This is a genomic window from Bradyrhizobium sp. WYCCWR15520 (assembly GCF_056174665.1).
In genome coordinates this window covers 49,446-75,286 of record NZ_JBWBWM010000005.1, presented here as the reverse complement: position 1 = coordinate 75,286, position 25,841 = coordinate 49,446, and the positions used below count along the sequence as shown (strand labels likewise).

General features: G+C 62.8%; 23 protein-coding genes and 1 pseudogene. 14 read left to right on the top strand and 10 right to left on the bottom strand.

Annotated elements, in window-relative coordinates; genetic code table 11:
* The first annotated feature begins 59 nt into the window (after nucleotides 1-59).
* From pgm to AC0QUY_RS07105, 3 genes are all read left to right on the top strand, one after another.
* Nucleotides 60-1,700, top strand: coding sequence for a phosphoglucomutase (alpha-D-glucose-1,6-bisphosphate-dependent) (gene pgm / locus AC0QUY_RS07115; protein WP_161852017.1), 1,641 nt, complete (start codon nucleotides 60-62; stop codon nucleotides 1,698-1,700).
* Nucleotides 1,701-1,938: 238 nt separating this feature from the next.
* On the top strand, nucleotides 1,939-2,265 hold the full coding sequence (locus AC0QUY_RS07110; protein ID WP_161852018.1) for a hypothetical protein: 327 nt from the start codon (nucleotides 1,939-1,941) through the stop codon (nucleotides 2,263-2,265).
* A gap of 141 nt (nucleotides 2,266-2,406) precedes the next feature.
* The gene (locus AC0QUY_RS07105) at nucleotides 2,407-2,781 is read left to right on the top strand and encodes a helix-turn-helix domain-containing protein (protein ID WP_475386296.1); all 375 of its coding nucleotides are present in this window, start codon (nucleotides 2,407-2,409) and stop codon (nucleotides 2,779-2,781) included.
* 68 nt (nucleotides 2,782-2,849) lie between these two features.
* Here the strand turns inward: AC0QUY_RS07105 and AC0QUY_RS07100 are convergent, their stop codons facing one another.
* Nucleotides 2,850-3,410, bottom strand: coding sequence for a hypothetical protein (locus AC0QUY_RS07100; RefSeq protein ID WP_161852020.1), 561 nt, complete (start codon nucleotides 3,408-3,410; stop codon nucleotides 2,850-2,852).
* Between the two features lie 274 nt (nucleotides 3,411-3,684).
* Here AC0QUY_RS07100 and AC0QUY_RS07095 point away from each other — a divergent pair, with 274 nt between their 5' ends.
* Both AC0QUY_RS07095 and AC0QUY_RS07090 read left to right on the top strand, forming a co-directional pair.
* Nucleotides 3,685-4,842: a YcaO-like family protein gene (locus AC0QUY_RS07095; protein WP_161852021.1), complete on the top strand. Its 1,158-nt coding sequence runs from the start codon at nucleotides 3,685-3,687 to the stop codon at nucleotides 4,840-4,842.
* Between the two features lie 39 nt (nucleotides 4,843-4,881).
* Nucleotides 4,882-6,984 (top strand): BTAD domain-containing putative transcriptional regulator, encoded by a 2,103-nt coding sequence (locus AC0QUY_RS07090; RefSeq protein ID WP_161852022.1) that lies wholly within the window; start codon nucleotides 4,882-4,884, stop codon nucleotides 6,982-6,984.
* A gap of 101 nt (nucleotides 6,985-7,085) precedes the next feature.
* Here AC0QUY_RS07090 and AC0QUY_RS07085 read toward each other — a convergent pair whose 3' ends face one another.
* Both AC0QUY_RS07085 and AC0QUY_RS07080 read right to left on the bottom strand, forming a co-directional pair.
* Nucleotides 7,086-7,496, bottom strand: a complete 411-nt coding sequence (locus tag AC0QUY_RS07085; protein ID WP_161852023.1) for a hypothetical protein — start codon at nucleotides 7,494-7,496, stop codon at nucleotides 7,086-7,088.
* Between the two features lie 42 nt (nucleotides 7,497-7,538).
* A complete protein-coding gene (locus tag AC0QUY_RS07080) occupies nucleotides 7,539-9,065 on the bottom strand; it encodes a peroxidase family protein (protein ID WP_475386295.1) in 1,527 nt (508 codons plus the stop codon).
* Nucleotides 9,066-9,821: 756 nt separating this feature from the next.
* Here AC0QUY_RS07080 and AC0QUY_RS07075 point away from each other — a divergent pair.
* The gene (locus AC0QUY_RS07075) at nucleotides 9,822-10,697 is read left to right on the top strand and encodes a dihydrodipicolinate synthase family protein (RefSeq protein ID WP_475386453.1); all 876 of its coding nucleotides are present in this window, start codon (nucleotides 9,822-9,824) and stop codon (nucleotides 10,695-10,697) included.
* Between the two features lie 2 nt (nucleotides 10,698-10,699).
* Here the strand turns inward: AC0QUY_RS07075 and ftsH are convergent, their stop codons facing one another.
* Entirely contained in the window at nucleotides 10,700-12,541 is a 1,842-nt protein-coding gene (ftsH, locus tag AC0QUY_RS07070; RefSeq protein ID WP_474416253.1) for an ATP-dependent zinc metalloprotease FtsH, read from the bottom strand.
* 311 nt (nucleotides 12,542-12,852) lie between these two features.
* Here ftsH and AC0QUY_RS07065 point away from each other — a divergent pair, with 311 nt between their 5' ends.
* Nucleotides 12,853-13,953, top strand: coding sequence for a S1C family serine protease (locus tag AC0QUY_RS07065; protein ID WP_161852025.1), 1,101 nt, complete (start codon nucleotides 12,853-12,855; stop codon nucleotides 13,951-13,953).
* Nucleotides 13,954-14,102: 149 nt separating this feature from the next.
* On the top strand, nucleotides 14,103-16,427 hold the full coding sequence (locus AC0QUY_RS07060; RefSeq protein WP_475386294.1) for a xanthine dehydrogenase family protein molybdopterin-binding subunit: 2,325 nt from the start codon (nucleotides 14,103-14,105) through the stop codon (nucleotides 16,425-16,427).
* Between the two features lie 54 nt (nucleotides 16,428-16,481).
* Here the strand turns inward: AC0QUY_RS07060 and AC0QUY_RS07055 are convergent, their stop codons facing one another.
* From AC0QUY_RS07055 to AC0QUY_RS07045, 3 genes are read right to left on the bottom strand one after another with little or no spacing between them, the layout of a single operon-like run.
* Entirely contained in the window at nucleotides 16,482-17,678 is a 1,197-nt protein-coding gene (locus AC0QUY_RS07055; protein WP_161852027.1) for an acyl-CoA dehydrogenase family protein, read from the bottom strand.
* Between the two features lie 15 nt (nucleotides 17,679-17,693).
* A complete protein-coding gene (locus AC0QUY_RS07050; protein WP_475386293.1) occupies nucleotides 17,694-18,827 on the bottom strand; it encodes an acyl-CoA dehydrogenase family protein in 1,134 nt (377 codons plus the stop codon).
* 25 nt (nucleotides 18,828-18,852) lie between these two features.
* Nucleotides 18,853-19,701: an enoyl-CoA hydratase gene (locus AC0QUY_RS07045; RefSeq protein WP_475386292.1), complete on the bottom strand. Its 849-nt coding sequence runs from the start codon at nucleotides 19,699-19,701 to the stop codon at nucleotides 18,853-18,855.
* A gap of 163 nt (nucleotides 19,702-19,864) precedes the next feature.
* On the opposite strand from AC0QUY_RS07045, the gene AC0QUY_RS07040 reads away from it, so the two are divergent.
* From AC0QUY_RS07040 to AC0QUY_RS07025, 4 genes are read left to right on the top strand one after another with little or no spacing between them, the layout of a single operon-like run.
* On the top strand, nucleotides 19,865-20,473 hold the full coding sequence (locus AC0QUY_RS07040) for a LemA family protein (protein WP_161852030.1): 609 nt from the start codon (nucleotides 19,865-19,867) through the stop codon (nucleotides 20,471-20,473).
* Between the two features lie 9 nt (nucleotides 20,474-20,482).
* A complete protein-coding gene (locus AC0QUY_RS07035; RefSeq protein ID WP_475386291.1) occupies nucleotides 20,483-21,382 on the top strand; it encodes a TPM domain-containing protein in 900 nt (299 codons plus the stop codon).
* A gap of 2 nt (nucleotides 21,383-21,384) precedes the next feature.
* Nucleotides 21,385-21,882, top strand: a complete 498-nt coding sequence (locus AC0QUY_RS07030; RefSeq protein ID WP_475386290.1) for a TPM domain-containing protein — start codon at nucleotides 21,385-21,387, stop codon at nucleotides 21,880-21,882.
* 12 nt (nucleotides 21,883-21,894) lie between these two features.
* Nucleotides 21,895-22,512 (top strand): GyrI-like domain-containing protein, encoded by a 618-nt coding sequence (locus tag AC0QUY_RS07025; RefSeq protein WP_475386289.1) that lies wholly within the window; start codon nucleotides 21,895-21,897, stop codon nucleotides 22,510-22,512.
* A gap of 327 nt (nucleotides 22,513-22,839) precedes the next feature.
* Here the strand turns inward: AC0QUY_RS07025 and AC0QUY_RS07020 are convergent, their stop codons facing one another.
* Nucleotides 22,840-23,136, bottom strand: coding sequence for a glutathione binding-like protein (locus AC0QUY_RS07020; protein ID WP_475386288.1), 297 nt, complete (start codon nucleotides 23,134-23,136; stop codon nucleotides 22,840-22,842).
* Between the two features lie 23 nt (nucleotides 23,137-23,159).
* Between AC0QUY_RS07020 and AC0QUY_RS07015 the strand changes: the two are divergent.
* Nucleotides 23,160-23,324, top strand: a pseudogene (locus AC0QUY_RS07015) (IS481 family transposase); the annotation flags it as partial.
* 76 nt (nucleotides 23,325-23,400) lie between these two features.
* Here the strand turns inward: AC0QUY_RS07015 and AC0QUY_RS07010 are convergent.
* Both AC0QUY_RS07010 and AC0QUY_RS07005 read right to left on the bottom strand, forming a co-directional pair.
* Nucleotides 23,401-24,210 carry an MBL fold metallo-hydrolase gene (locus AC0QUY_RS07010; protein WP_475386287.1) on the bottom strand — a complete coding sequence of 270 codons (810 nt, stop codon included), beginning with the start codon at nucleotides 24,208-24,210 and terminating at the stop codon, nucleotides 23,401-23,403.
* Nucleotides 24,207-24,581, bottom strand: a complete 375-nt coding sequence (locus AC0QUY_RS07005) for a Crp/Fnr family transcriptional regulator (protein WP_475386286.1) — start codon at nucleotides 24,579-24,581, stop codon at nucleotides 24,207-24,209. The genes AC0QUY_RS07010 and AC0QUY_RS07005 overlap by 4 nt, the downstream gene beginning before the upstream one ends.
* Nucleotides 24,582-24,819: 238 nt before the next feature.
* Here AC0QUY_RS07005 and AC0QUY_RS07000 point away from each other — a divergent pair, with 238 nt between their 5' ends.
* Complete coding sequence (locus AC0QUY_RS07000; RefSeq protein WP_475386285.1) at nucleotides 24,820-25,833, top strand: hypothetical protein; 1,014 nt, start codon at nucleotides 24,820-24,822, stop codon at nucleotides 25,831-25,833.
* Nucleotides 25,834-25,841: the final 8 nt, after the last annotated feature.

Here is a 25,841-nt window from a genome sequence, read left to right as displayed (position 1 = left end):
TTGCCCACGCCATCGCTTCTACGTATAATCCGGCCAAACCACCCATTCCGTGAGGTCATGTGACTGCCCCCAATCCCGCTGCCGGCAAGCCGGTCGATCCCGCTTCCCTCGTCAACGTGCCGCAATTGGTAACGGCCTATTTCGCGTCGAAGCCGGATCCCTCCGATCCCACCCAGCGCGTTGCGTTTGGAACTTCGGGCCATCGCGGGACGTCGCTGAAGAACTCGTTCAATGAAAACCACATCCTGGCGACGACCCAGGCGATCTGCGATCATCGCCGCGAGACGGGGCTCACCGGTCCGATGTTCATCGGCATCGATACCCATGCGCTGGCGGAGCCGGCGCTCGCAAGCGCGGTGGAGGTGTTTGCCGCCAACGGCGTCGAGATCATGGTCGATGAGGGGGGCGGCTACACGCCGACGCCGGTGATCTCGCATGCGATCCTGAGCTACAACAAGGGCCGAACGAGCGGGCTTGCCGACGGCGTAGTTATCTCGCCGTCGCATAATCCGCCTGAAGATGGCGGGTATAAATACAACCCGCCGCATGGCGGTCCGGCCGATACCGACGTGACGGCCAAGGTCGAAAAGGCCGCCAACGCCTACATGGAGGCCGGCATGAAGGGCGTCGCGCGGATGCCGTATGCGCGCGCCCGCAACGCGCCCACGACGCATCTGCACGACTACATCCGTCCCTATGTTGCCGATCTCGGCAATGCCGTGGACATGGCGCTGATCAAATCATCCGGCGTGAAAATCGGGGTCGATCCATTGGGCGGCGCCGCCGTGCATTACTGGCAGCCGCTGATCGAGCACTACGGAATCAACGCGACGGTCGTGAACGACGCCGTCGACCCGACTTTCCGTTTCATGACCGCGGACTGGGACGGAAAAATCCGGATGGATTGTTCCTCGCCGTTCGCGATGGCGAGCCTGATCCAGATGCGCGACAGGTTCGACGTTGCCTTCGCCAACGATACCGACGCCGACCGGCACGGCATCGTCACGCGCACAGGCGGCCTGATGAACCCGAACCATTTTCTTGCGGCAGCGATCGCCTATCTGTTCGAGCATCGGCCGCAATGGGGCCGCGAGGCCGCGATCGGCAAGACCATCGTTTCCAGTTCGATCATCGACCGTGTTGCCAGGAAGCTCAATCGCAAGCTGGTCGAAACGCCGGTCGGTTTCAAATGGTTCGTCGAAGGCCTCGGCAGCGGCGCGTTCGGTTTCGCGGGCGAGGAAAGCGCCGGCGCATCGTTCCTCAAGCGCGACGGCTCGGTTTGGACGACCGACAAGGACGGCATCGTGATGGGGCTGCTTGCTGCCGAAATCCTCGGCCGCACCGGCCGCGACCCGAGCCAGTTGTTTGCCGGACTGACGGCCGAGCTCGGCGTTCCCTTTTACGAGCGGATCGATGTGCCGGCGACACCGAAGCAGAAGAGCGCGCTGAAGGCGCTCGGGCCGGAGCAGCTCGACATGCGCCAGCTTGCCGGTGAGCCGGTCAGCGCGATACGGACGCGCGCGCCCGGCAACGACCAATCCTTCGGCGGCATCAAGGTCGAGTCCGAAGCGGGATGGTTTGCCGCGCGGCCATCGGGGACCGAGGACGTCTACAAGATCTACGCCGAAAGCTTCCGGGACCAGAATCACTTGAAAACGATTCAGCAGGACGCGCAGCGCGCCATCGCGAAGGCTTTCTGAGTTTCGCGATGAGATGGTCCGGAGGTCGATAACGGGAAACGCCGAATTTTCGCCCAAGTGCATCAGTTCGGCACAATTTGCCCTCCAAGGGAACCAGAAACGAACTTTTTCGGTCGTGCGGATTGCGATCACGCTGAAATCACGAAGGCCCGAGCAGTGTTAGGCTCGGGAGTTAGCTGCCAGAAAGACCGTCCCGAACAGGCGGTCTGTCAGCTATCGCGAGGTACCGGGGGATGAAATGAGTGCTGAATCGGTCGTCTACTATCTAAATCGCGTGCCTGAGAGCGATCCGAATGACCAAACCGAATGGCTTGTAACGGCATTGGGCCAATATACCGGCGCGGAACTGCGCGAACTGCTCTATGTGGCGGAAGAACCTGGCTTCTTTGAACTAATGCGCGGGCTGTTTGCGCTCCCGGACGAGAGCCGTGCTGCCCTGCAGCATTTTCTCGAAACCGGTCACCCTCCCGCCATGAAGGCGGGGATCGACCCGAAGGGACGGTTGACGATCGAGCACGTCACTGACGAGCAGCGGGTGAAGCTGCTTCCTGGGATCGCGAATTAGCATCTGCATCTCCTTGAGGTTGTGCTAGGATCTCCCCAGCTTGAAACAGCCCGGGGGAGTCTGCCGATGGCGACGAGGAAGTCTGGCCCGCTCGATGCGATGGTGGGCGTCAGGATTCGGATGTTTCGGATCAACCGCGGCATGAGCCAAGCCCTGCTCGCCGAACGAATTGGCGTTACCTTTCAGCAACTGCAGAAATATGAACGGGGCGTCAACCGGGTCGGCGCCAGCCGGTTGTCGCAGATCGCTTCTGTGCTGGGCGTTTCGGTCGGCGAGTTGTTCGAATCTGTCGGGCCTGGATCTTCCGACTTGAATTCAGCGGCTCGCTTGCTCGCCGAGCCGGGTGCCTTGCGCGTTCTCAAGGCCTATGCGCGAACGACCAGCCTGCGTCTACGGCTTTGCATCGCGAAGCTGGTTGAAAGCATCGCCGATCGAGCGCCCGTGGCCAAGACCACGGTTGCGCAGCTGGGTACTGTCGATCACGATGAGCGGTGGAAGTTTCCTTCGCGGGGATAGTCCTCGTCAAGGAAAGACACGCGGCAATCTCATGCCGCTCCATTGGATTGGATCGTCCGATCGCCGAGTCAGCCGGTCGCGCGAATCGCAAGCCGCTCCCGCTCCGGCGGTCTGCTGCCGGGAATGAACTCGCCTATCCAGTCGCGGCGCGTCGCCTCGATATGCCAGGACATTGCCTCGGCCGAATAGGGGGCGGGATCAGGAATGTCCTTGCGAATCTCCTTGCCGTCGAGCCAGCCGCAACTATGCGAGTAGCGCGCGTTGCAGACGAGGTGGATATCGCCGTGGTCCTGTAGCAGGACGTACCCATCGGCCGGAAAGAACGTGCCGGCAAGTTCGATCGCACCGGGTAACTGACGTACCAACAGGAACGTACTGGTGGATTGCTTTTCCGATTCGGAGACCAGCACGCCGACGAGGCTGTGAATTGGCGCAATCGACTGTGGTGCAACCAGCGCGAGAGGCTCTGTGATCGGGCCGGCCGTCGCAATCGAAAGATACTCGCCCTCAGGTCCCCAACGGCAGGCGATCAGCCATTCGCGGCTACGGTCACGAATCAAGGTCGGCTTGGCATAGTCCGATCGTGCAATATCTGCTGCCATGGCTATGACTAAGGCTTTCGCGAGCATAAGTTCCTCCAGGGCGAAAGGCGGGGCTTGCCTTACGCCCTGAGTCTGCGCGTCAAGTCGTGAGGTCACCGTGAGCGGTACCGAAAATTCGATGCAAGAGTTGCTTGCACGCGCGGCAGCGTTGCTTCTTGGCAACGAATCGGACGCGGCTGGCGATCACGATGCCGAACTTGTGCTACGGGCGCTGGAATACGGCGTTAAATCCAGTGGCCAGATTGATTCGGAAACCGCGAATCGCTCCCATTTGCTTCTCGCTGCCTCGCGATTTTCGCGTGTGTTCGAATTGGTCGCGCCCGATGCGCCTGGCCTGATCAGCTTTGGTGCGCAATTCGATCCGGCGCTTGCCGATCCCTTGCATGACGGATGCCCCATGGTCGGCGTTTCCGGCGTCGGTCTGACGTTGCAGGAAGCATTCCAGGGCTGCATCGGCGAGGGTATAGAGTATCTCTCTCAATTGCAGGCCGGTACCGACCTGTTGCTCAAACCCGGCATCGACGATTGGGCTGGGAAACTCGGTCCGAAGGCGCTGGAATTGGTTGCCGTGCTTTCGGAACGAAGCATGCAACCGGAGCGGGTGCGTTCCTGGTGTCGCGCAACGCGCGTGACCGACGGCGGCGAAGTGTTGCTTCCGGCGGATATCTGTCTGCGGCGTCCGCCGGCACACCGCGACTTCGCGCCGCCATACCCCTTGAGCATCGGCTCAGCCGCGGGTCCGTCGCGGGATGCCGCAGCGCTGCGCGGCCTCCTTGAATTGATCGAACGCGATGCGGCCAGCCTGTGGTGGAGGGGCGGTCGCTTGCCGCGATCGATTCCGGTGCAGCATAAAGCCGACCTCGTGGCGAAAGAGTTGTTGCAGAGGCTTCGCCACGGCGCAGCAGCGCAGCGCCGGACATGGCTACTCGATATCACGACGGATATCGGCGTGCCCTGCGTCGCGGCGGTCTCCTGCCGGTCGGATGGTTCGGGTTTTGCCTTCGGCCTCGCGGCGCGGCCGGCGCTCGAGGCTGCGGTGCGCTCCGCGATTGTGGAAATGTGTCAGCTCGAACTGGCCGACGCCATCGTCGCAACCAAACGCCGCGAGCGTGGTGACGGCGCGCTCAATGCACAGGATCGTATCCACCTGCAGCGCGCAGCCATCGACACCGACCAGTGCAGATTGCTGCAGCCCGTCGCGGAGCACGCGGCCCATCTGCCGCTTCACGCAACTGAAGCGAGCGCCATATTTGAATTGATCGTACAGCGATTGGAAAGACTGGGAGTCGAGACGTTCTGTATCGAACTCACGCGCCAGCGCTTCGCCGTTCCGGTGGTCCGCGTGATCGCCCCGGGCCTGCAACTGGAGCCCTCCGAAATCGTCACGGCTAGGCTGCAGGATACGATGGCGCGAACCGGCGGCGGCGCAATCTATACCGGGGGTGTTGCTTTGATATAGACTGGCAGGAATTAACCAACCGGGTCCGGAAGCCGTTACATGCCGGCCAGTGCCAACGCCATGACATCAGACAACGCCGCGGCGGTGCCCGAAAGCGCGCCGCGTCTGTCGGTATCGCTGGTCGGTCGGTTCGGGGTCCGGTTCAACGGCCGTGCGATCGAACTGCGAACCCGCAAGGCCGGCGCCGTCCTGAGTTACCTCGCGCTATCGGAGGCGAAGCAGGAGAGCCGCGAGCGGCTGGTCGGCCTGCTCTGGAGCCGTTCGGACGAGGAAAAGGCGCGTGCTTCGCTGCGTCAGGTCGTGCGCGAACTGAGGTCCACGCTCGAGGAGGCCGGCTATGACGGTTTCGTCGCGGAGCGGCTGTTGATCGGTCTCGAGACCGGGCGAATCGAAGTCGACATCGAAAGCGTGATTCGACTCGCCGAAACCGGGCGCGTTCACCCGCTGCTGCTCGATACGCCGCAGCTCGATGGCCGGCTGCTCGAAGGGATGGACGATCTCGACCCCTCGTTCCGGGTCTGGGTGCTGGCCAAGCGACAGACCATCCATGAACGGCTGATGCGCAATCTCGACGAAGGCTTGACCTCCGCGAGCGTGCCCCCCGATGCCAAAAAGAGGATCGCGGCTGCGATCGTCAATCTCGATCCGACCCATGAATATGCCTGCCGCTATTTGATGCGGGCGCATGCGGAAGAAGGCGATACGGCCGGTGCGTTGCGCATCTACAAGGCGCTGTGGGATCTGCTGGACCGCGACTACGCGATGGAGCCGTCGTCGGCCACCGAAGAGCTCGTCGCCAATATCAAGCTCGGCATTCTGGAACGCGCGCCGGCCGATCGGGCGGCGTCGGCGGCGAATGACGAATTCGCCGTCAGAATGATCAGAGGGACCGCCGTTCAGCCGGCAGTTCCGATGTCATCAGCGGTCAATGCATCTGCCAAGACGCGCCTCGTGCTGCGCCCCTTTGCCATGCACGGTGTCGATGAGGATCACAGCCATCTGGTGCAGGGGTTCTCCCAGCATCTTGCCGCCTGTCTCGTACGTTTCCGCGAATGGAGCGTGGTCGACCGTCCGCCGGCCGCGATGGTGCTTCCCGCGCCGGACTCCGCGCCCCAATACTGCATCGAGACCACTGCCTATCAGGCAGGCGCCGAGATCAATATCGTGATGGTGCTGCGGGACGACACCACGGGAATCTATATCTGGAGCGAAAGCTTCCGCCTCGGCCTCGGCAACTGGTTTGAAACGCAGCAGCGCGTCATCCGCCGGATCGCGACTTCGTTGAACGTGCAGTTGTCGACGGAACGGCTGATGCGGCTCGCCGGCGAGCCGGACGTGTCGCTCGATCTGCACGACCGCTGGCTGCGCGGACAGAACCTCATGTCGAAATTCGACCCTGAAAGCTGGCGGCGGGCGGTCGCGATCTTCCGCGACGCGATCCGTGACAATCCGGGGTTCTCGCCCTGCTACAGCAGCCTCGTGCAGATCAACAACATCGAGCATCTGGTGCATCCCGGGGTCTTTCGCGATCTCGACAAGGCCAAGGCGACCCTCGAACTGGCGAAGACCGCCGTTCAACTGGACCCAGTCGATTCCAGGGCACATCTGTGCTGCGGCTGGTCCTATGTGATGGCGCTTCGCGAGACGGAGGCTGCGCCGCACATGACGCTCGCCTGCGAGCTCAATGACAACGATCCGTGGACGTTGCTGTCCAGCGCTCACTATGACGCCCTTTGCGGATCGATCGAGCAGGCTCGGCTGAGGGCCGATCAGGCGCTGACGGTCTCACCGGCGCCTTCCTATCTCGAATGGGCATATCATGGCACCATTCGCTTTCTGTGTGGCGACTATGAAGGAGCCCTCGAGGCCTGCGACCGTGCCAATAGCATCGTGCGGATCTTGCCGGCATGGAGGACCGCCACGTTGTTCTACCTCGGTGAGTTGGAAAGGGCGCGCGAAGAAGGTCAGCGCTTCGTGAACGGACTGCGCTCGTTCTGGGTAGGCACGTCCGTTCCGACCGACGAGGCGGTGGTTCGGTGGGTCATGCAAGCTCACCCGATCAGCGTGAGCGAGCGACGGGAAACCCTTCGTCGAGGTTTGCTCGGCGCAGGGCTTCCTGTCGGAGATATCGTCCAGCTCTGACTAGAGCGTGATGACTTTTCTTCGAATCGTCATCTCGCTCTTTTGTTTGATCCAAGCATGATCTTTTCGAAAAGCCGGTATCCACTTTTCCGGATCATACTCTAGGCGCAGAAGCTGATCGTGTAGTCGCCGATACGCTCGGCGTGCACCTTGAACTTCTCAGCTTCCGGAATTACCGGATCCATCCCGTTGAACAGCCGTTTGTAGAACGGCGGAAGCGGATAGGTTGCGCCCGGCTTGCTGAGCTTCTCTTCGGAGTCCGCGATCGCCACCGCAGGCGGCAGGCGCACGACGATCGTGTCCAGGTGCTGCTCGACGAACTGTACCTTCGTGTAGCGGTCCGGAACCGTCATGAACACCTGCGCCTTGGCGAGTTGCTCCTTGAATTCGTCGATGCTGGTCGGGATCGGATATTCGTTGTCGTCGTCGAGGTAGTTCTTGCCCGTCGACCAGGTCTTCACCAGATTGCCCCAGCGCTCATGATTGGTGACTTGCATTCTCTCGAGTGCCATCGTTCTTACTCCTCCGGGTTGAGTGAAGCGGAGAATCCCGCTTCACAAAAATGCGGGCACGGCCTGCCGCAGATCGGCAATCTCGGTGGTGAATTCCACCAGTCGAGCCATGTTTGAGATGTCTGGAATGTCCTGAAGTACGTTCGCCAGGTAAAATTCGCGGGAAATCAGATCCAGTTGGTCGGCGAGCGGGCCGCCGGCCGGCTGCGGGTCGCTCGCGAGCGCCCCGAATATCACCTCCGATACGATGATCGAACCGAGCAGCCCGAGCCGCAGGCCCTCCGTCTGCTGCATCGCCTCGAACAGGACGAAGAACGGCAGCGGCGGATCGTTCGAAAGCGTTTCGACGTCCTCGTCTGTCAGCGCGCCGTAGGTCTGTGACGAGACGAGCCATTCGCGAAGCTGATCGACGCGGTAGGCGCGGTCGGCAAGCAGGCGAGACATGGCGATCAAATGCGGTCGCCTGTCCCCGATCTCGGCAATCAATGCGTCTACCGACCACATGCCGGCGACGCCGGCGCCGAGCAGGTCGCGATAGAGCAGGCCGACCCGTGCCGTTTCGTCGAACGGCGGAAAGATCTGGTCATTGCCCAGCCCATCGCTGAGATGAGGCCCGATGCGGCGGCTGAAGTTCGGCGTCGACCCGTTGATCTCGAAGAAGCGCGACCATTGCACCATCCAGGTCTCGTCGAGAGGCATGTTGCCCGGATCGTTCGCCGAGGTCTTTTCGAGGGTATTGTTGAGATCGTGGAGCGACAGGTCGTTGATCTGGTATTCCGGTCGCACCATGGCATGACCGAAGCGAAACGCGCCGTGCGAAAACTCGAACGGAATTTCCCAATCTGCGGGCGCGAGGCGGCCGGCCGAAGCGAGCCGATCCATGAAGTGGGGGGAAGGCCCGCAGTAGCTTGCGTAGATCGCCGGATGAATCACCCGCTGCATCAGGTCGTTGCGGATGATGTTGTGATAGATGGCCGTCAATGCGCTGCGGGCGCACAGGAAGCGCTTGTAGGCTGCGCTGAACCGGCCGTTCGGCCCGGCAGTATCTTCGCGGCCGCGAATGATGTCGACGAGCCCGTTGTGCAACAGTGCGAGCAGCGCAGTGAGCTGCGACATGACGGCATGATCGTCGTTGCGCGGATCGGCGACCAGCGCCTCGGTGAGCGCAACGCGAACGCCCGCAATGCTGCGGTCGATCCCCGTCACGTTCTCGGCCGGTGTCCGCGCGATGTCGCGGAACGGGCAACCGCTCGCGGGCTCGTTCTCCTTCCAGCGCATTCGCCCGAGACGCAGCTTGGTGCGGCGGTCGTCGTTCGGCGCGTCGAGCGCATAGATGTGCGGCGATCCGACAGGGCCGCTGCCGTATAGCGTCTCCAGCCGAAGCGGCGTGCGGCGGGCGTTGGCTGTCCCGCGGCCGAGTCCTCCCGCGACTGAAAGCGGAATCGCCGAGTGAACCAGATCATGCGCGATGAACTGCAGCAGATAGGTGTAGCCGGAGGGAATGAAGGGATTCTCCCAGCGCTCCGCCGATCGAGCGTGATGTGGCGGCCATTTAATTGCGGCATCCATTCGCCGCGACAGGCGATGCATCAGTCCACGAAGCTTTACATGGTGTGCAGGCGAACAGAGCGGATCGACACCGAATGCGCGGAAGCGTTGTGAAGGCGCCGGTGTGCCGAGGAAGTGACGAAAGCCGGGAGTATTCGCCGCTGGATTAGAGGCGCACGTATTGAGCTCTGAAGTTCGGAGAGAGGATGCGTCAGCGACCTTCTGCACAACCATCAAACCTGTCTCGCGCTTGGTCAAGGCGACAAGATTGCGAAGAAAGTCGTGAAATTATCGTGAGTTAAATCGTTAGAACCTGTGAACAAGTGTGGACATCTTTTGGCCAGCGTGTTGTGGCCTGATGCCGCGTAACGGAGCGCCTGCCAGCAGTTTCCCGGCGGGTGATGCGGCGTATGATCCGGCACCTCGCGGCGCCGGCGGGCACAGGCGCATGCGCGAAGCCGGACGGCATCCTTGACGCGATATCTCGGCGCAATGCTCGCAGTGATTATTGCTGTTTGCGTGCCGCGCGAGTTTTTTCGTTCGAGCGCGCCGGGCAAGCTGCCGACAACTATTCAATCGAGCTGAGACCTGACGTCGAGAGTCTTGTGCTTCCCGGCGTCGAGGTAATCGACATCGAGGTGTGCTGCCGGCGATCGATGCCTGGCTGCGGGAGCGCAAATGACGGAGACACGCTCGGCGTTTTCGGAAGCGTTGCCTTGCCCGGCCGTTCCGGATAGCCATGGCGGAGAAAGTTTCCGCGCGAGGCACTCTCTCACCATGGCTGATTTCCACGGCGTCTTTCCCTATCTGGTCTCACCGGTCGATGTATCAGGCGAAATTCGCACCGATGTGCTGGGTCGGCTGTGCGATGATCTCATCAAGGCAGGCGTGCATGGGCTGACGCCGCTCGGGTCGACCGGCGAGTTCGCCTATCTCAACCAGGCGCAGCGCGCGAGCGTGGTGCAGGCAACGATCGAGGCGGCGAGGGGCCGCGTGCCTGTCGTCGCTGGTGTCGCCTCGACGTCGACGGCGGATGCGGTGGCGCAGGCGAGGGCGCATCAGAAGCTCGGCGCCGACGGCATCCTCGCGATCATGGAGGCGTATTTTCCGATCGCCGACGCGCAGGTCGAATCCTATTTCCGCGCCATTGCCGACGCCGTCGACATTCCCGTCGTGATCTACACCAATCCACAATTCCAGCGGTCCGATCTCACGCTCGATGTCATCGAACGGCTCGCGACCCATCCGCGCATCGGCTACATTAAGGATGCCTCGACCAATACCGGCCGCTTGCTGTCGATCATCAATCGCTGCGGCGACAGCATCAAGGTCTTCTCCGCGTCCGCCCATATTCCGGCGGCGGTGATGCTGATCGGCGGGCTCGGCTGGATGGCCGGCCCTGCCTGCATCATTCCGCGGCAGAGCGTCGAACTCTACAATCTCTGCAAGGCGGCGCGCTGGGATGAAGCGATGGCGCTGCAAAGCAGGCTCTGGCGTATCAATGAGGTCTTTGCGCGCTTCAATCTCGCCGCCTGCATCAAGGCCGGACTTGAGATTCAGGGCTATCCGGTCGGAGACCCGGTCCCGCCGCAGGCGGCGTTGACGGTAGACCAGCGCAAGGTGGTCGAGGCGGCCCTGCGCGATCTCGGATAAGGCTAGATCGCCCGCAGCGCCTCCTTTGGCGTTTCGCGTATCAGCGCTTCGAGGTCACTCTGCTCCAGGGTTTCCTTCTCCAGCAATTTTTTCGCTGCGCGGTCCAGGATTGCGCGGCGCGCCTTCAGGATGCCTTGCGCGCGTTCGAACACCCGATCGACGATCGCGCGAACCTCCTCGTCGACTGCTGCAGCGGTTTCGTCCGCATAATCGCGCTCGCGCGTCGGGAAGGGCCGGTCGGCGCCGGCCAGGAAATTGCCGGGATCGCGCTCGTAGGCGACGCTGCCGAGCTTTTCGGACATGCCGTAGCGCGTCACCATGCTGCGGGCGATGTCCGTGACGCGGCGAAGGTCGTCGGCGGCACCGGTGGACAGATGGTTGAACACGATCAACTCGGCCGCGCGGCCGCCAAGCAGCACCGCCATCTTGTTCTCCAGCTCCTCCTTGGTCATCAGGAAGCGGTCCTCGATCGGGCGCTGAATGGTGTAGCCGAGCGCGCCGACGCCACGCGGAATGATCGACACCTTGTGCACGGGATCGACGCCAGGCAACGAGAGTGCGATCAGCGCGTGGCCCATTTCGTGAAAGGCGACGATCTCGCGCTCCTTCGGATTAAGCAGCCGGTTCCGCTTTTCCAGCCCCGCAACCATGCGCTCGACTGCGTTGTTGAAGTCGGTCATTCCGACCGCAGAGGCGCCTCGGCGTGTAGCCAGCAAGGCGGCTTCATTGACCAGGTTGGCGAGGTCGGCTCCCGTGAATCCCGGAGTCAGCGCCGCAACCGCCTCGGCATCGACGCTCGCATCGAGCTGCACCTTTTTCATATGCACCTTGAGAATTTCAACGCGGCCCTTCTTGTCGGGCCGGTCGACCAGCACCTGCCTATCGAAGCGGCCCGCTCGCAAGAGCGCTGGATCGAGGATTTCCGGTCGATTGGTGGCAGCCAGGATGACGAGCCCGGAACGCGAGTCGAAACCGTCGAGTTCGACCAGGAGCTGATTGAGCGTCTGCTCCTTCTCGTCATGCCCACCTGCAAAGGGGCCGATGCCCCGGGCGCGGCCGAGCGCGTCAAGCTCGTCGATGAAGATGATCGCCGGAGCCTTCTGGTGCGCCTGCTGAAACAAATCACGCACCCGCGCCGCGCCGACGCCGACGAACATCTCGACGAATTCCGAACCTGAAATCGAGAAGAACGGCACCTTGGCCTCGCCGGCCACGGCCTTGGCCAACAGCGTCTTGCCGGTGCCGGGCGGTCCGACCAGCAGAACTCCCTTGGGCATGCGTCCTCCGAGCCGTCCGTAGTCGGTCGGATTCTTCAGGAAGTCGACGACCTCGCGCAGTTCGTCCTTGGCTTCGTCGACGCCGGCGACGTCGGCAAAGTTCACGCCGGTATCGGCCTCGACATAGATCTTGGCCTTGCTCTTGCCGATCGCCATCAGCCCGCCGCCCAAACCTCCGCCTTCCATGGTTCGTTTGCCGATGTACCACCACAGGCCGAAGAACAGCAGCACCGGCATGATCCATGACAAGAGGTCGCGCAGGAAGGTACTCTCGATCTGGCCCGTGAAGCGGACGTTGTATTTCTCAAGCTCCTGCGCGGTCTCCTGATCGACCCGAGTGGTGAGGAACTGTTTCTGCCCGCCGGACAACGGCTCCTTCAACGTGCCTTGCAGTGTGCGGTCGGAAATGCCGACGGTGGCGACCTTCCCCTGCTTCAACAATTGCTGATATTCGCTGTAGGGGATGACGGCAATTTGGCTTGCCGCGGAGAAGAAATACTGGATCAGGAAGATTGCCAAGATGGCGGCGATCGCATACCCGACGTTGAAACGCGTCTTGTTGTTCATCATCGGATTGTTGTTCATGATCCGCGCCTTCACACGAAGCCGCCTCGGGACACTCGCCTGACGAAGAGATCCGCCGGCGACACCGGATTGCGGCTCTCTGACAATGGGAACAGGAAGATTTGGTTTCAATGGTGGCGGAAGCGGCTTGCGGGGCACATCGCCCTACCTAAATCATTGCTGGAAAGCCAACTTCGGCGCGCCAGCAAGTCTCTGAAAGATCAGAAACTTTCGGCTGCTCTGGGTGTTTGGTTATCCGGACATGCCTTCCGTTTGCCCTTCGCACGCGAGCGGCATTGCCAGGTGAGTGATCAATGAACCGTCGCTTTGCGCTTTCTTTAGCCGTCATCGCAGCCGTACTGGTGGCGCTGACCCTCTCCAATATTCGCTACAGCCCATGGACCAATACCACCGCCCGAACCGTCGACCAGCGCGGTCCGCTGTCCGATGCCGAGCGCGCAAACATCGAGCTTTTCGAGCGAGTCTCGCCGTCAGTCGTTCAGGTCGCGGCGCGATCCGGCGTGGCCAATCCCTTCGAAGAAGAGGAAGGCCCGGCGGCCTCAGGTCCGGCAGCCTCCGGCACCGGGTTTGTCTGGGACAGTAGCGGCCATGTGGTCACCAACAATCACGTCGTGCAAAATAGCCGCGAGGTAGCCGTTCGCTTCGCCTCGGGCGAGGTGGCGCAAGCTTCAATCGTCGGCGTAGCACCGAACTACGATCTGGCCGTGCTGCGGATCAGGAATCCGCGCCAGTTACCGCCGCCGGTGGCGCTCGGCAGTTCTAACGACCTCAAGGTAGGTCAAATTGCATTTGCGATCGGTAATCCCTTCGGCCTCGATCAATCGCTGACCAGCGGCATCATCAGCGCGCTCAAGCGCCGACTGCCGACCAGCAGCGGCCGCGAGATCACCAACGTGATCCAGACCGACACCGCGATCAATCCCGGCAATTCGGGCGGGCCGCTACTGGATTCGGCGGGGCGGCTGATCGGTGTCAACACGGCGATCATCTCGCCGTCGGGATCGAGCGCCGGCATCGGGTTTGCGGTGCCCGTCGATATCGTCAATCGCGTGGTCCCCGAGCTCATCAAGAACGGCCGCGTGCCGACGCCCGGGATCGGGATTATCGCCGCCAGCGAAGCCGTCTCGACCAGGTTAGGCGTCGAAGGGGTAATCATCGTGCGTACCGCGCCCGGGAGCCCGGCCGAACGCGCCGGCATTCGCGGCGTCGATTTCAACTCGGGTGCACTGGGCGACGTCATTGTCCAGGTTGACGGCAAGCCGGTGCACCGGCTTTCCGACCTGACCGATCAGATCGAGCAAGTCGGCGCCGGCAAGAGCATTCGCATCAGCCTGAAGCGCGGCTCGCAGACGCGCGACATTACCATCGACATCGTCGACATCGGCCGCAGCTGATACTTCTTTTTTGACGACAGAATCATACAAGCCCGCGACACGCGTGCCGCGGGCTTGGCGCATTTATTGCAGCGGATTGAATGAGTTGTCTCGGGCCAAAAAACCGCTAAAACCGCGCCCGATCCGACAGAAGCTTTAAGGACAAACTGATGAACATTCTTCCCGGCAATATGCGTTTTGGTGCGGGCCAGCCGGTCAAGCGTTTGGAAGACCAGAGACTGCTCACCGGGAAGGGACAGTTCATCGACGACAAGCCGGAGGACGGCGCGCTGTGGCTGCACCTGCTGCGCTCGCCCCATGCTCACGCGAAAATCGTTTCGATCGATACCGCCGATGCCGCCGGGATGCCCGGCGTCGCAGCCATCTACACCGGCGCGGACCTGCTCAAGGACGATATCGGCACCCTCCCGACGCTCGCGATCTTCAAGCGGCCGGACGGCACGCCGATGACAGTGCCGCCGCGCCGGCTGCTCGCGCATGAAATCGTGCGCTATGCCGGCGAGGCCGTCGCCGCCGTGGTCGCGACATCGCGGGTGCAGGCGCAGACGGCGGCCGAAGCGATCGCCGTCGAATACGAGGTGCTGCCCTCGGTGGTCGATCCCGTCGAGGCGGTGAAGCCCGGCGCGCCGGTGGTATGGCCCGAGGCGCCCGACAACATCGTGGCCGCCATGAGCTACGGCGATGCGGCCAAGGTCGAAGAGGCCTTCGCCAATGCCGCGCATAAAGTCTCGCTCGATCTGGTCAGCCAGCGGCTGGTGCCTTCCGCGATGGAGCCGCGCTCGACGATTGCCGAGATCGAGAAGAAGACCGGCCGGCTGATCCTGCACGTGCAGTCGCAGACCCCCGGCTCGACCAGGGACCTGCTCGCTGAATCCATTCTGAAGCGGCCGAAGGACAGCGTCCGCGTGCTGGTCGGCGATATCGGCGGCGGCTTCGGCCAGAAGACCAGCCTTTATCCCGAGGACGGCATCGTTGCCTACGCCGCGACCAAGCTGAACAAGAAGATCCGCTGGCGCGGCGACCGCACCGACGAGTTCGTCGGCGGCACCCATGGCCGCGATCTCACCTCGACCGGCGAATTCGCGCTCGACGCCAAGGGCCGCGTGCTCGCCTATCGTGTGCGCTCGATCGGCGGCACCGGCGCGTATTCGTCGGGAACCGCGAACATCATTCCGCTGGTGCTCGGCCCGTTCGTGCAGACCGGGGTCTACGATTTGCCGCTGGTGCATTTCGAGGTGAAATCGGTGATGACCAACACCGCGCCGGTCGGCGCCTATCGTGGGGCGGGGCGCCCCGAGGCGGTGTTCATTGTCGAGCGGCTGATGGATGCGGCCGCGCGCCAGATCGGCATGGACCCGCGCACCATCCGCAAGGTCAACTACATCAAGCCGGCGCAACTGCCCTACACTAACGCCGTCGGCCAGGTGTACGATTCCGGCGCCTTCGCGCACATGCTGTCGCGCGCTGCGGAGCTTTCGGATTGGGATGGTTTTGCCGCCCGCAAGAAGGCGGCGAAGAAGAAGGGGCTACTCTACGGGCGTGGCCTCACCAGCTACATCGAATGGACCGGCGGGCGCGCGCATACCGAAAAGGTCAGCCTGCATGCGACCGCCGAGGGCCGCATCATCCTGCATTCCGGCACCATGGCGATGGGGCAGGGCCTGCAGACCACCTACAGCCAGATGATCTCGGAATCGCTGGGCATCTCCCTGGACAAGATCGATGTCGTGCAGGGCGACACGGACCTGGCCACCGGCTTCGGCAGCGTCGGTTCGCGCTCGCTGTTCGTCGGCGGCACGGCGGTCGCGGTCTCCAGCAATGACATGATCCAGAAGGCGCGCGAGAAGGCGTCCAACGTGCTGGAGACGTCGGTCGGAGATATCGAATATCGCGATGGCTGGCTGATTGTGGTCGGTACCGACAAGCGCATCAGCCTGTTCGAGATCGCGAAGAACGAGGATGGCGCGCGGCTCTCGGTTGACAGTGAAGGCGAAGTCGACGGGCCGAGCTGGCCGAACGGCACGCATATCTGCGAGGTCGAGATCGATCCCGAGACCGGCGTCAGCAAGGTGGTGCGCTACACCACGGTCGACGACGTCGGCGTTGTCGTCAACCCAATGCTGGTGACTGGCCAGGTGCATGGCGGCATCGCCCAGGGCATCGGCCAGGCGCTCTACGAAGGCGTCGCCTATAGCGAGGAGGGTCAGCTATTGACCGCGAGCTATCAGGACTACTGCGTGCCGCGCGCCGACGACATCCCGCCGATCACGGTGATGCTGGATGATTCCGCGCCGTGCCGCACCAATCCACTCGGCGCCAAGGGCTGCGGCGAATCCGGCGCCATCGGCGGCCCGCCCTGCGTCACCAACGGCGTGATGGATGCCTTGAGCGAACTCGGCATCAAGCAGCTCAACACGCCATTGACGCCGGCGAAGGTATGGCAGGCGATCCGGGATGCGAGGGCGGGGGCGTAAGGCGCGCTTTCTCAACTCGTCATGGCCGGGACAAGCCCGGCCATGACGGGTGAGCTAAAGCCCCAGCACCATCTTCGCGACGATGTCCCGCTGGATCTCCGACGAGCCGCCGAAGATCGTATATGCCCGTCCGTTGAGATATTCCGGCACCACCGGCAGCAACTCCTCCGGAATTCCCGGCGTCTCATTCAGGCTATACAGCGGCCGCACCGGCTCGACATAGAGCCCGTCATTGCCGATCACGTCGACGCCGAGCCGCGTCACCGCCTGACGGATTTCGCTGACGCGCAGCTTTAGCAGTGACGACACCGCGCCGGGATTTTGCCCAGTCTGCAGCGCCGACAGCACACGCAGCTCAGTCATTTCCAGCGTATCGATATCGACCTCGATCTCGGACATCCGCACCGCGATATCGGGATCATCGATGGCGCGGCCAGTGACTTCGGACTCGGCGAGGTCCGAAATCGTCTTCAGCGCGTCGCGCAGCTTGGCCGAGGCGATGCCGGCGCCGCGTTCGAATTCGAGCAGGTATTTTCCGTAGGTCCAGCCCTTGCCTTCCTCGCCGACGCGGTTGGCGACGGGGACGCGCACATCATCAAAGAACACCTGGTTGACTTCGTGGTCGCCGCCGATGGTGAGGATCGGCCGCGTCGTGATGCCCGGGGTCTTCATGTCGATCAGGATGAAGGAGATGCCGTCCTGTTGCCGCTCGGTCTCGTTGGTGCGCACCAGCGCGAACATGCGGTTGGCATGATGGGCGTGCGTGGTCCAGATCTTGGTGCCGTTGATGATGTAGTCATCGCCATCGCGCACGGCACGGGTTTTCAGCGAGGAAAGATCGGAGCCGGAGCCCGGCTCGGAATAGCCCTGGCACCAGTAATCTTCGCCGGAGAGAATCCGCGGCAGATAAAAATTCTTCTGCTCGGGCGAGCCGAAGCCGATGATGACGGGGCCAACCATCTTGACGCCCATGACATTGACATTGGGCACGCCGGCGCGGGCGCATTCGGCCTCAAAAATCCAGCGCTGCGCCGGGGTCCAGTCGGGTCCACCGTGCTCCACCGGCCAGCCCGGTGCGCCCCAACCCTTCCTGTGCAGCGCGCGCTGCCAGGCCATGCCGATATCAGGGTCGGAGAACACCGACGGCGTCAGGGCGGTGGCGCGCTTCATCTCCGGCGTGAGGTTGGCCGCGATGAAGTCGCGGACTTCCTTCTCGAAGGCGCGCTCTGCGGCGTTGAAAGCGAGATCCATGGATAGCGCTCCTGTTCAGGCCTGGACGGCACGGCCGCCGAGGGCGGCATGACGGCGATAATGATAGGCGCTGCCGCCGAACAGCGTGTCGAAGGCGAGCAGCCGTTTGAAATAGGAACCGATGTCAAGCTCTTCGGTGACCCCCATGGCGCCGTGAAGCTGGACGGATTGTTCGGCGACGAAGCGCGCGCATTTGCCGATCTTGGCTTTTGCCCCCGACGCGGCGCGGCTGCGCGCCACAGGTTCGGCATCGGCCATCAGCGCGGCACGCAGCGCCATCGAACGCGCCTCGTCGCATTGCATCGCCATGTCGGCGAGGCGATGGCGGATCACCTGATTGGCGGACAGCGGCCGTCCGAACTGCTTTCGTATCTTGGTATATTCGAGCGTCTGGTCGAGCAGCGTCTGCATGATGCCGACCGCTTCCGCGCCGAGCGCGGCCATCGCGCGATCGACCACGGCTTCGATCGCGGGCAGCGCGTCGCGGCCGTCGCCGAGCAGGGCTCCGGCGGGAAGCTGCACGCCGTTCAGATCGAGGTTGCAGGCCCGACCGCCGCCAAGACGAGGAAAGTCGCGCGAGGTGAGCCCGGTTGCGCCGCGAGGCACAAGGAATAGCCCGAGCTTGCCGTCATCGTCGCGCGCCGAGACGATGATCTGCCCGGCGGCGTTACCGTCGAGCACGGCGGTCTTCTGTCCGTCGAGACGCCAGCCGTCAGGCGTCTTCTTCGCTGATGTCGCGACCTTGGCCAGATCGAAGCGCGCCTGTCGTTCCGAATGCGCGAACGCCACAACCAGCGAGCCGTCGGCGATCTTTGGCAGCAGGGCCTGCTTCTGTGCATCGGAACCGCATTCCGAGATCAGCGATGCACCGATCACGACCGTGGAGAGATAGGGCTCAGATACCAGGCCGCGCCCGAACGCCTCCATCAGAATTCCAATCTCGATCGCGCCTCCGCCGAGCCCGCCATGAGCCTCGGGAATCGGCAGCGCCAGCCAGCCGAGATCGGCGAACTGCTTCCAGATGTCGGCGCTGAAGCCGAGCGGATCGCCCGCAATCTTTCGGCGATGATCGGCGGTATAGGTCTCGCTGACAAAGCGGTCGGCACTTTCGCGCAGCAACCGCTGCTCGTCGCTCAAGGTGAGGTCCATCTGATCTTCTTTGCTTGTTGCTGTTCTATTTTGCTTGGGCGGGTTTGCGGACGGACGGATGAAGGCCTGCCGGATCCACGATCATTCCGAATTCCTGAAGATTGTGCGCGTGACAGAGCTGATGCAGCGCGAATGCCTGCTCGATCGCCGCGGGCTGTCCCATGACGTCCACCGAGCGATTGACGGCTTCCTTGGTCAGTTTCAGCGCGAAAGCGGGTTTTGCTGCGATCCGCTCAGCGAGCTTCATCACGAAGGCGGAGAGTTCATCCCGCAGCACCACGTGATTGACCATGCCGAGCCGGTGCGCTTCCTCCGCGCTCCAGACGTCTGCCGTGAACAGCAATTCCTTGGCCTTGCGTGGGCCGAGCTCCCAGGGATGCACGAACCACTCGACGCCGCAGACGCCCATGGTCACGACGGGATCGCAGAACTCGGCATCGTGGCTTGCGACAATGAGGTCGCAGGCCCAGGCCAGCATCAGCCCACCGGCGATGCATTTGCCGTGCACCTCCGCAATCGTCGGTTTGGCGAGATTGCGCCAGCGCCGCGTGATCTGCAGATAGATCTCCTGCTCGCGCGCGAAGCGGCCGTGGGCGTTGGGTTCGGCGAATCCGCCCCAATTTCCGACCGGTGGAAAATCCGCGCCGGCGGTGTTTTTGCCGCCGGGTCGCAGGTCATGCCCCGACGAAAAATGCGGGCCGTTGCCGGCGAGGATGATGACCTTGACCGTGTCGTCCTGCACCGCCTGGTCGAAGGCGGCGTTGAGGTCGTAGGTCATCTGCAGGTTCTGCGCGTTGCGTGCCTCGGGCCGGTTCATCACGATCCGCGCTACTCGCGGGTCGGGCCGCTCCACGACGATGGTTTCGAACTGCATGGCGCCCTCGCGTTTCCTTATTGTTGGCGGTCATGTTGTTATTTCGGCAAATGATACGCAAGGGCCGTCGCCAGCAAAATCGGGCCCAGTCGGGCTCGCGCCTGCATACCGGACGCAACCAATCTGCTATGGTGGCGTTGGACTTTTCTTTTGGGAGAGTTCGATGCGCAGATTTTGGACCGTGCTAGCCGCGCTGGCCACGCTGAGCCTGACCAATTGCGGCTACAATGCCATCCAGACCACTGACGAGCAGGTCAAGTCAGGCTGGTCGGAAGTGGTCAACCAATACCAGCGCCGCGCCGACCTTGTGCCCAACCTCGTCAATTCGGTGAAGGGCTTTGCGCAGCAGGAAAAGGACGTGCTGCTCGGCGTCACCAATGCCCGTGCCAAGGTCGGCAGCGTCCAGGCGACGCCGGAGGTGCTGAACGATCCCGCCGCATTTCAGAAATTCCAGGCAGCCCAGGGCGAGCTGTCGAGCGCGCTGTCTCGGCTATTGGTGGTGACCGAAAACTATCCGCAGCTCAAGTCGGACGCTTTGTTCCGCGACCTGATGGCGCAGCTCGAAGGCACTGAAAACCGCATCACCGTGGCGCGCAACCGCTACATCAAGGCGGTGCAGGACTATAACGTCGGCATCCGCACTTTCCCGAACAATCTGACGGCGATGGCATTCGGCTACAAGGAGAAGCCGAATTTCACGGTCGAGAACGAGAAGGCGATCTCGACGGCGCCAAAGGTGGACTTCAACCCGACGCCGGCGCCCGCCAAGTAGCGGACGAAAATGAACGCCGCAAGGGCTTCTCTTCTTGCACTGCTGCTGTGCTGGGCCGCTTCCGCGCTGGCCCTCGTCGCGGTGCCGCCGCTGAGCGGTCGTGTCGTCGATCAGACCGGCACGCTTTCGGCCGGCGATATCGCCGCGCTGACGCAGACATTGCGGGATCTGGAGACGCGAAAGGGCAGCCAGATCGCGGTGCTGATCGTGCCGACGACGGACGGCGAGGCCATCGAGCAATTTTCGCTGCGCGTCGCGGAAGCCTGGAAGATCGGTCGCAAAAAGGTCGATGACGGCGCGCTGCTCGTCATCGCCAAGAACGATCGCCATCTGCGCATCGAAGTCGGCTACGGCCTCGAAGGCGCGCTGACCGATGCCACCACGAAGCGCATCATCGATGAAGACATCACGCCGAAATTCAAGGCCGGCGATTTCGCTGGTGGCGTTTCGGCGGGCGTCACCCGGATCGTCCGGATCGCCGACGGCGAGAAGTTGCCGGAGCCGGAGCCGCCGCATTGGCAGGGTCCAGGCCTGTCCAACTATATCGACCCGTTCAATCCCTTTATCCTCGTCTTCGCCTTCATTGTCGGCGGAGTGCTGAGGGCGTTGCTTGGCCGGTTCATCGGCGCGGCGGCAACCGGCGGCATCGTCGGGATCTTCGGCTGGTTCCTTGCCGGATCGCTTGCGGCTGCGATCCTCGTCGGTTTTATCGCTTTCGTCGTGACCTTCCTCGTCCAGAATATGGGCTCCATGGGGCCAAGCGTGGGACGCCGCGGCAGGGACAATGGATGGGTCATCGGCGGCAGCGGCGGCTCGTGGTCCGGCGGTAGCAGCTCCGGCGACAGCGACGGTGGATTTCGCGGTGGCGGCGGCAGCTTTGGCGGCGGCGGTGCATCGGGGAGCTGGTAGCCATGAGCATCGGACGTATCACCAGGCATCTTCTCCAGCATCACTGGCGCCGCCGACGTGATTTCCCGCCGGCCCTCTTGGCGAGGATCGAGCAGGCGATCAATGCGGGCGAGGCCACCCATTCCGGGCAGATTCGTTTTGTGGTCGAAGGCGCGCTCGACGGTGCGCCGCTGTTTCGCAACCAGTCCGCGCGGGAGCGGGCGCTGGACGTCTTTTCGCATTTGCGGATCTGGGACACCGCGCATAATAACGGCGTGCTGATCTATCTCCTGCTCGCCGACCGCGACGTCGAGATCGTCGCCGATCGCGGTATCGACGCCAAGGTCGGCGCGGAAGGCTGGGAGAAGATCTGCAGCGAGATGGAAACCGCCTTCAGGGCGGCAGACTTTGAGCGCGGTGTGATCAAGGGCATCGAGGCGGTGTCGCGCGAACTGGCCAGGCATTTTCCAAGGGTTGGCGGGGGAACGAATGAGCTACCCGATGCGCCGGTGGTGATTTAGCCAAAGACGAACATGGACAAGATCGATTTCAAGAAGAAGCTCTCAACGCTCTACAGCGCACCAAAAGGCAGTTTTGCTCTCCTCGACGTGCCGGTCATGAAATTCGTCAAGATCGACGGCAAAGGCGACCCCAATCGCGATCCGGCCTACAAGCGCGCCGTCGAGTGGCTGTATTCGGCGAGCTACGCGATGAAATTTGCCACCAGGGCCAAATCGGGAAAAGACTACGTCGTTCCGCCGCTCGAAGGCCTTTGGTGGGCTGACAATCCAGACGATTTTGTCGAACGCCGGAAGCATCTGTGGCAATGGACGATGATGATCATGGTGCCCGACTTCGTTGAGCGATCCCTATACGAGGCGGCCCTGGCAAAATCGCGGGACAAGCTCGGGGAGCCTCCGGTCTCGCTGCGCCTTGAGCCATTGGACGAAGGGCGATGCCTGCAGACGCTGCATATCGGCAGCTATGACGACGAAGGCCCGACGCTCGCCAGGCTCCACAACGAGATCATGCCTGCGAAGGGGATGACGTTTGCAGGGCCACATCACGAGATCTATCTGAGCGATCCACGCAGGACGTCACCGGAAAAGCTCAAGACGATTCTGCGGCAGCCGGTCAGAAGCGTTGGCTGAAGGCCACGCGAACTGGCGGCGCATTTTCTAAGGGCGGAGGGACGAACGAATGGCCGGTTGCGCCGGGGGTGCTGTAGTGCGCTACCACTGCCCTAAACCAAGGGATAGTCGGCTCCATCCGTCTGCACAGTGCCAGCCTACCTCAAGACGGTTTGGCCATACCTGCATGCAATGGAATCAGCCGACACCGGGTGTTACCAATCGCGGTAGATGTAGCAAGTGGAATGCAAAGCAACGGAACCGGACCCGTGAGCCGGCAGTTGCAAGATGAGGTCGGCGGCGTAACGCCCGCCGGCCTTTTTCTTGTGCGGTGATCGAACTGCTACCTTACGACTTCGCCGAAGGCCGCTCGCCCACCCGCGCCATCCACGCCACGATGTTGGCATTCGCCGTATCGAGCGGCTGGCCGACCTGGCCGGCGAAATCGAGCCAGCCATAGAGCAGGATATCCGCCAGCGTGAAGCGCTTGCCGCAGAGATAGCCGCGACCGTCGGCCATCTGGCCGTTGAGCCATTGCAGGCGATTGGCGGCGATCACCTTGAGGCCGGGCGAGGCTTCGGGCGCGCAGGGAATTCGCTTCTCGAAAAACTTCAGGCCTTCGCCAAAACGGAAGCCGTTGCCCATATGCTCGCAGATGTTGAGATCGACGCGCCGTCTCCACCACCAAGGCCTACGTCAGCTTCAAAGGCAGATTGTGGAAGGTCCCCCAGGCCTTTCGTGGCGAGCGGCTTGCGATCCGTCCACTCGATACTGACGGCAGGTTCGGAATATTCTTCGCCGCGCATCAGGTCGCGGCAATCGATTTGGGCTGATCCAAAAGTGTCAACCATGTCCCCGAACAGGTGTAAGCTATGTCGCCGGGCTGAACACTGCGCTCGCAATGACGGGTCAGTCGTCGAGCTTGTTGAGGTCGCGCACCGACTGCATGATCGGCTCGAAATTCGCCCGCGCATCGAGCGCATCGAACAATTGCGCGGTGTCCGACAGCAATCCGTGCGAACGCTGGATCGCAATCCGCACGTCGTCCTGCGGCGTATCGGACAGCCGGCCGTGGCCCGACAGCAGGATCTTTGAGTTCAGGCCCTTCAGCCGCTCCAGCGACTGGATGTAGTCGGCGATGCTGCCGGAGCCGAACACGCCGCCCATCACACCGCCGGGCATCAGCGTATCGGAGGCGAACAGCAGGCCCTTGTCCTGGTCGAACAGCGTGATGCAGGCCGAGGTGTGGCCTGGCGTGTACATCACGTTGAGGCGGAAATTGCCGAGGTCGATCAGATTGCCTTCTTCCAGCCAGAGATCGATGTTGATCGGCACGTTCGGCTCGTTGAACATCTTGCGCAGCATCGAGAAGTCATCGCGCAGCATGATCTTGTTGGCGGCCAGCCGATGCGCGGCGATGAACGCGCGGCCGTGGAACTGATAGGCCGCGCCGATATGGTCGAGATGCTCGTGGCTCAGCACCACCATGTCGATGTCGTCGGGCTTCACCCCAAGATGGTCGAGGCACGTCAGCAGGCGCGGAAAATTCGAGGATAGCCCGACATCGATCATGATGGTGCGCGAGCTGCCGCGCACCAGATAGGCGTTCGCCGCGCGGTTCTTGAAGCGGACCTGGTAGACGTCCTCGGCCGCCTCGATCAGCGTGCAGACGTCGCTGTCGAGCAGAGTCTTGAACGGGCTCGGCTTGCGGTCGCTCATGAACCGGCCGCGGTTCTGAAGGCGACCGAATTGGAGGCCCGCAAGCGCTTGCTGAGCGCATCCATGATCATCAGCGCAAAGGCCGGCTGCTGGCTGATCAGGTAAACGAAGCGGGCGTGATTGATCCGCATCACGCGGGTGTTGGGGGCGGCGGCAATGGCGGTTGCCGATCGGGACGAGCCGTCGATGACAGCCATCTCGCCGAAAAACTCGCCCTTGCCGAGGGTGACGATCACGGTCTTGCTGGCGCCGTTCATCTTGGCGATCTCGACCTTGCCGTCGAGCACGACGAAGAGTTCCCGCCCGGTCGAGCCTTCCTCAAAAATGACGTCATCTACATCAAACTCGTTGATGCATTTTTCGATGGTCATGGCGGCCACCTGCCTTTCTGGCTGGTCGGTCGCTCCATGTTAGTCGGGAAACAGACCGGCGCAAACGGAACACAGATGCCGCAGGGCAGCATGAAGAGCCCGGGGCGGGGACGGCCGGCAGGCGACGGCCCAGAGCCGAGCCGGATGAGTTCCTAAAATTTCGGTAAGGCCGATGCCGGTAACGATTTGGCAAGCAATAAAAGTTACCAAATGGTCAATCAATTCTGGAGAATCCAACGTGAGCGATCAGCAACCCCAGCCCACCAGCGATGAAACCGGAAATATCGGCGTCGGGCCGACAGCGCCCGACATGCCGACCCCGGGCGAGCCGGTAGCGGCTGAGGTCGAGGCGGCAAAACTCGCGCCCGAGCAGGAGAACTCGCCCAAGCCCGACGCCCCCAAGGTGGAGGCCGTCAAAATGGAAGTGCCAAAGGTCGAGGCGCCAAAGGCCGAAGCTCCCAAAATCGACGCTCCCAAGATCGACGCCGTGAAACCGGAGGCGCCGCGCTTCCCCGGCAACGTGACGATCATGTCGCCTGGCGATCGCGTCGGCTCCGAGGCGAAGGCTGCGCCGGCGGAAGCTTCGTCCGGTAAGCACAGGTTCGGCGCGATGGCCGCCGTGGTGGCGCTGGCGACCGTGGCGGGCGCGCTCGGTGGCGCGCTGGCAACCGCGGGGATCGGAAAGCTGATGGCCCAGGAAACGGCCGCGGCCCCAGTGAAGGACAGCGCGCTGGAAGCCTCGGTGGCGCGGATCGATGCCGAGATCGTCGCGCTGAAGGCGAGCCTCGAACATACCGCCAAGGCCGGCGTGACCCAGTTCAACAAGGCCAGCGACCGCCTTGACAAGGTTGAGAAGGCGCAGGCCGAGCCTGCCGCAAAACTCGCAAAGCTCAGCGAATCCGTCGACAAGCTCCGCGCTGCCCAGGCATCCGCAGCGACGGCTGCCGCTGCGCCGGCTCCCGCAAAGGATGTGACGGGCACGGTACCGCAACAGGTTGTTGCCGCCGCGCCTGCTTCGGCAGCCGCGCCCACACCCGCTCCGCCCAAGTCTGAAGTTGCCCGGCTGCCGACCGTCGAAGGCTGGGTGTTGCGGGACGTCGCCAACGGCAGCGCCCTGATCGAGAGCCGCCGCGGCATGTACGAGGTCTATGCCGGCGATCCCGTGCCGGGCCTTGGCCGGGTCGATGCCATTCGCAAGCAGGACGGCCGCTGGGTGGTTGTGACCAGCAAGGGCCTGATCGTCGCGCGCTGACGGCTCGA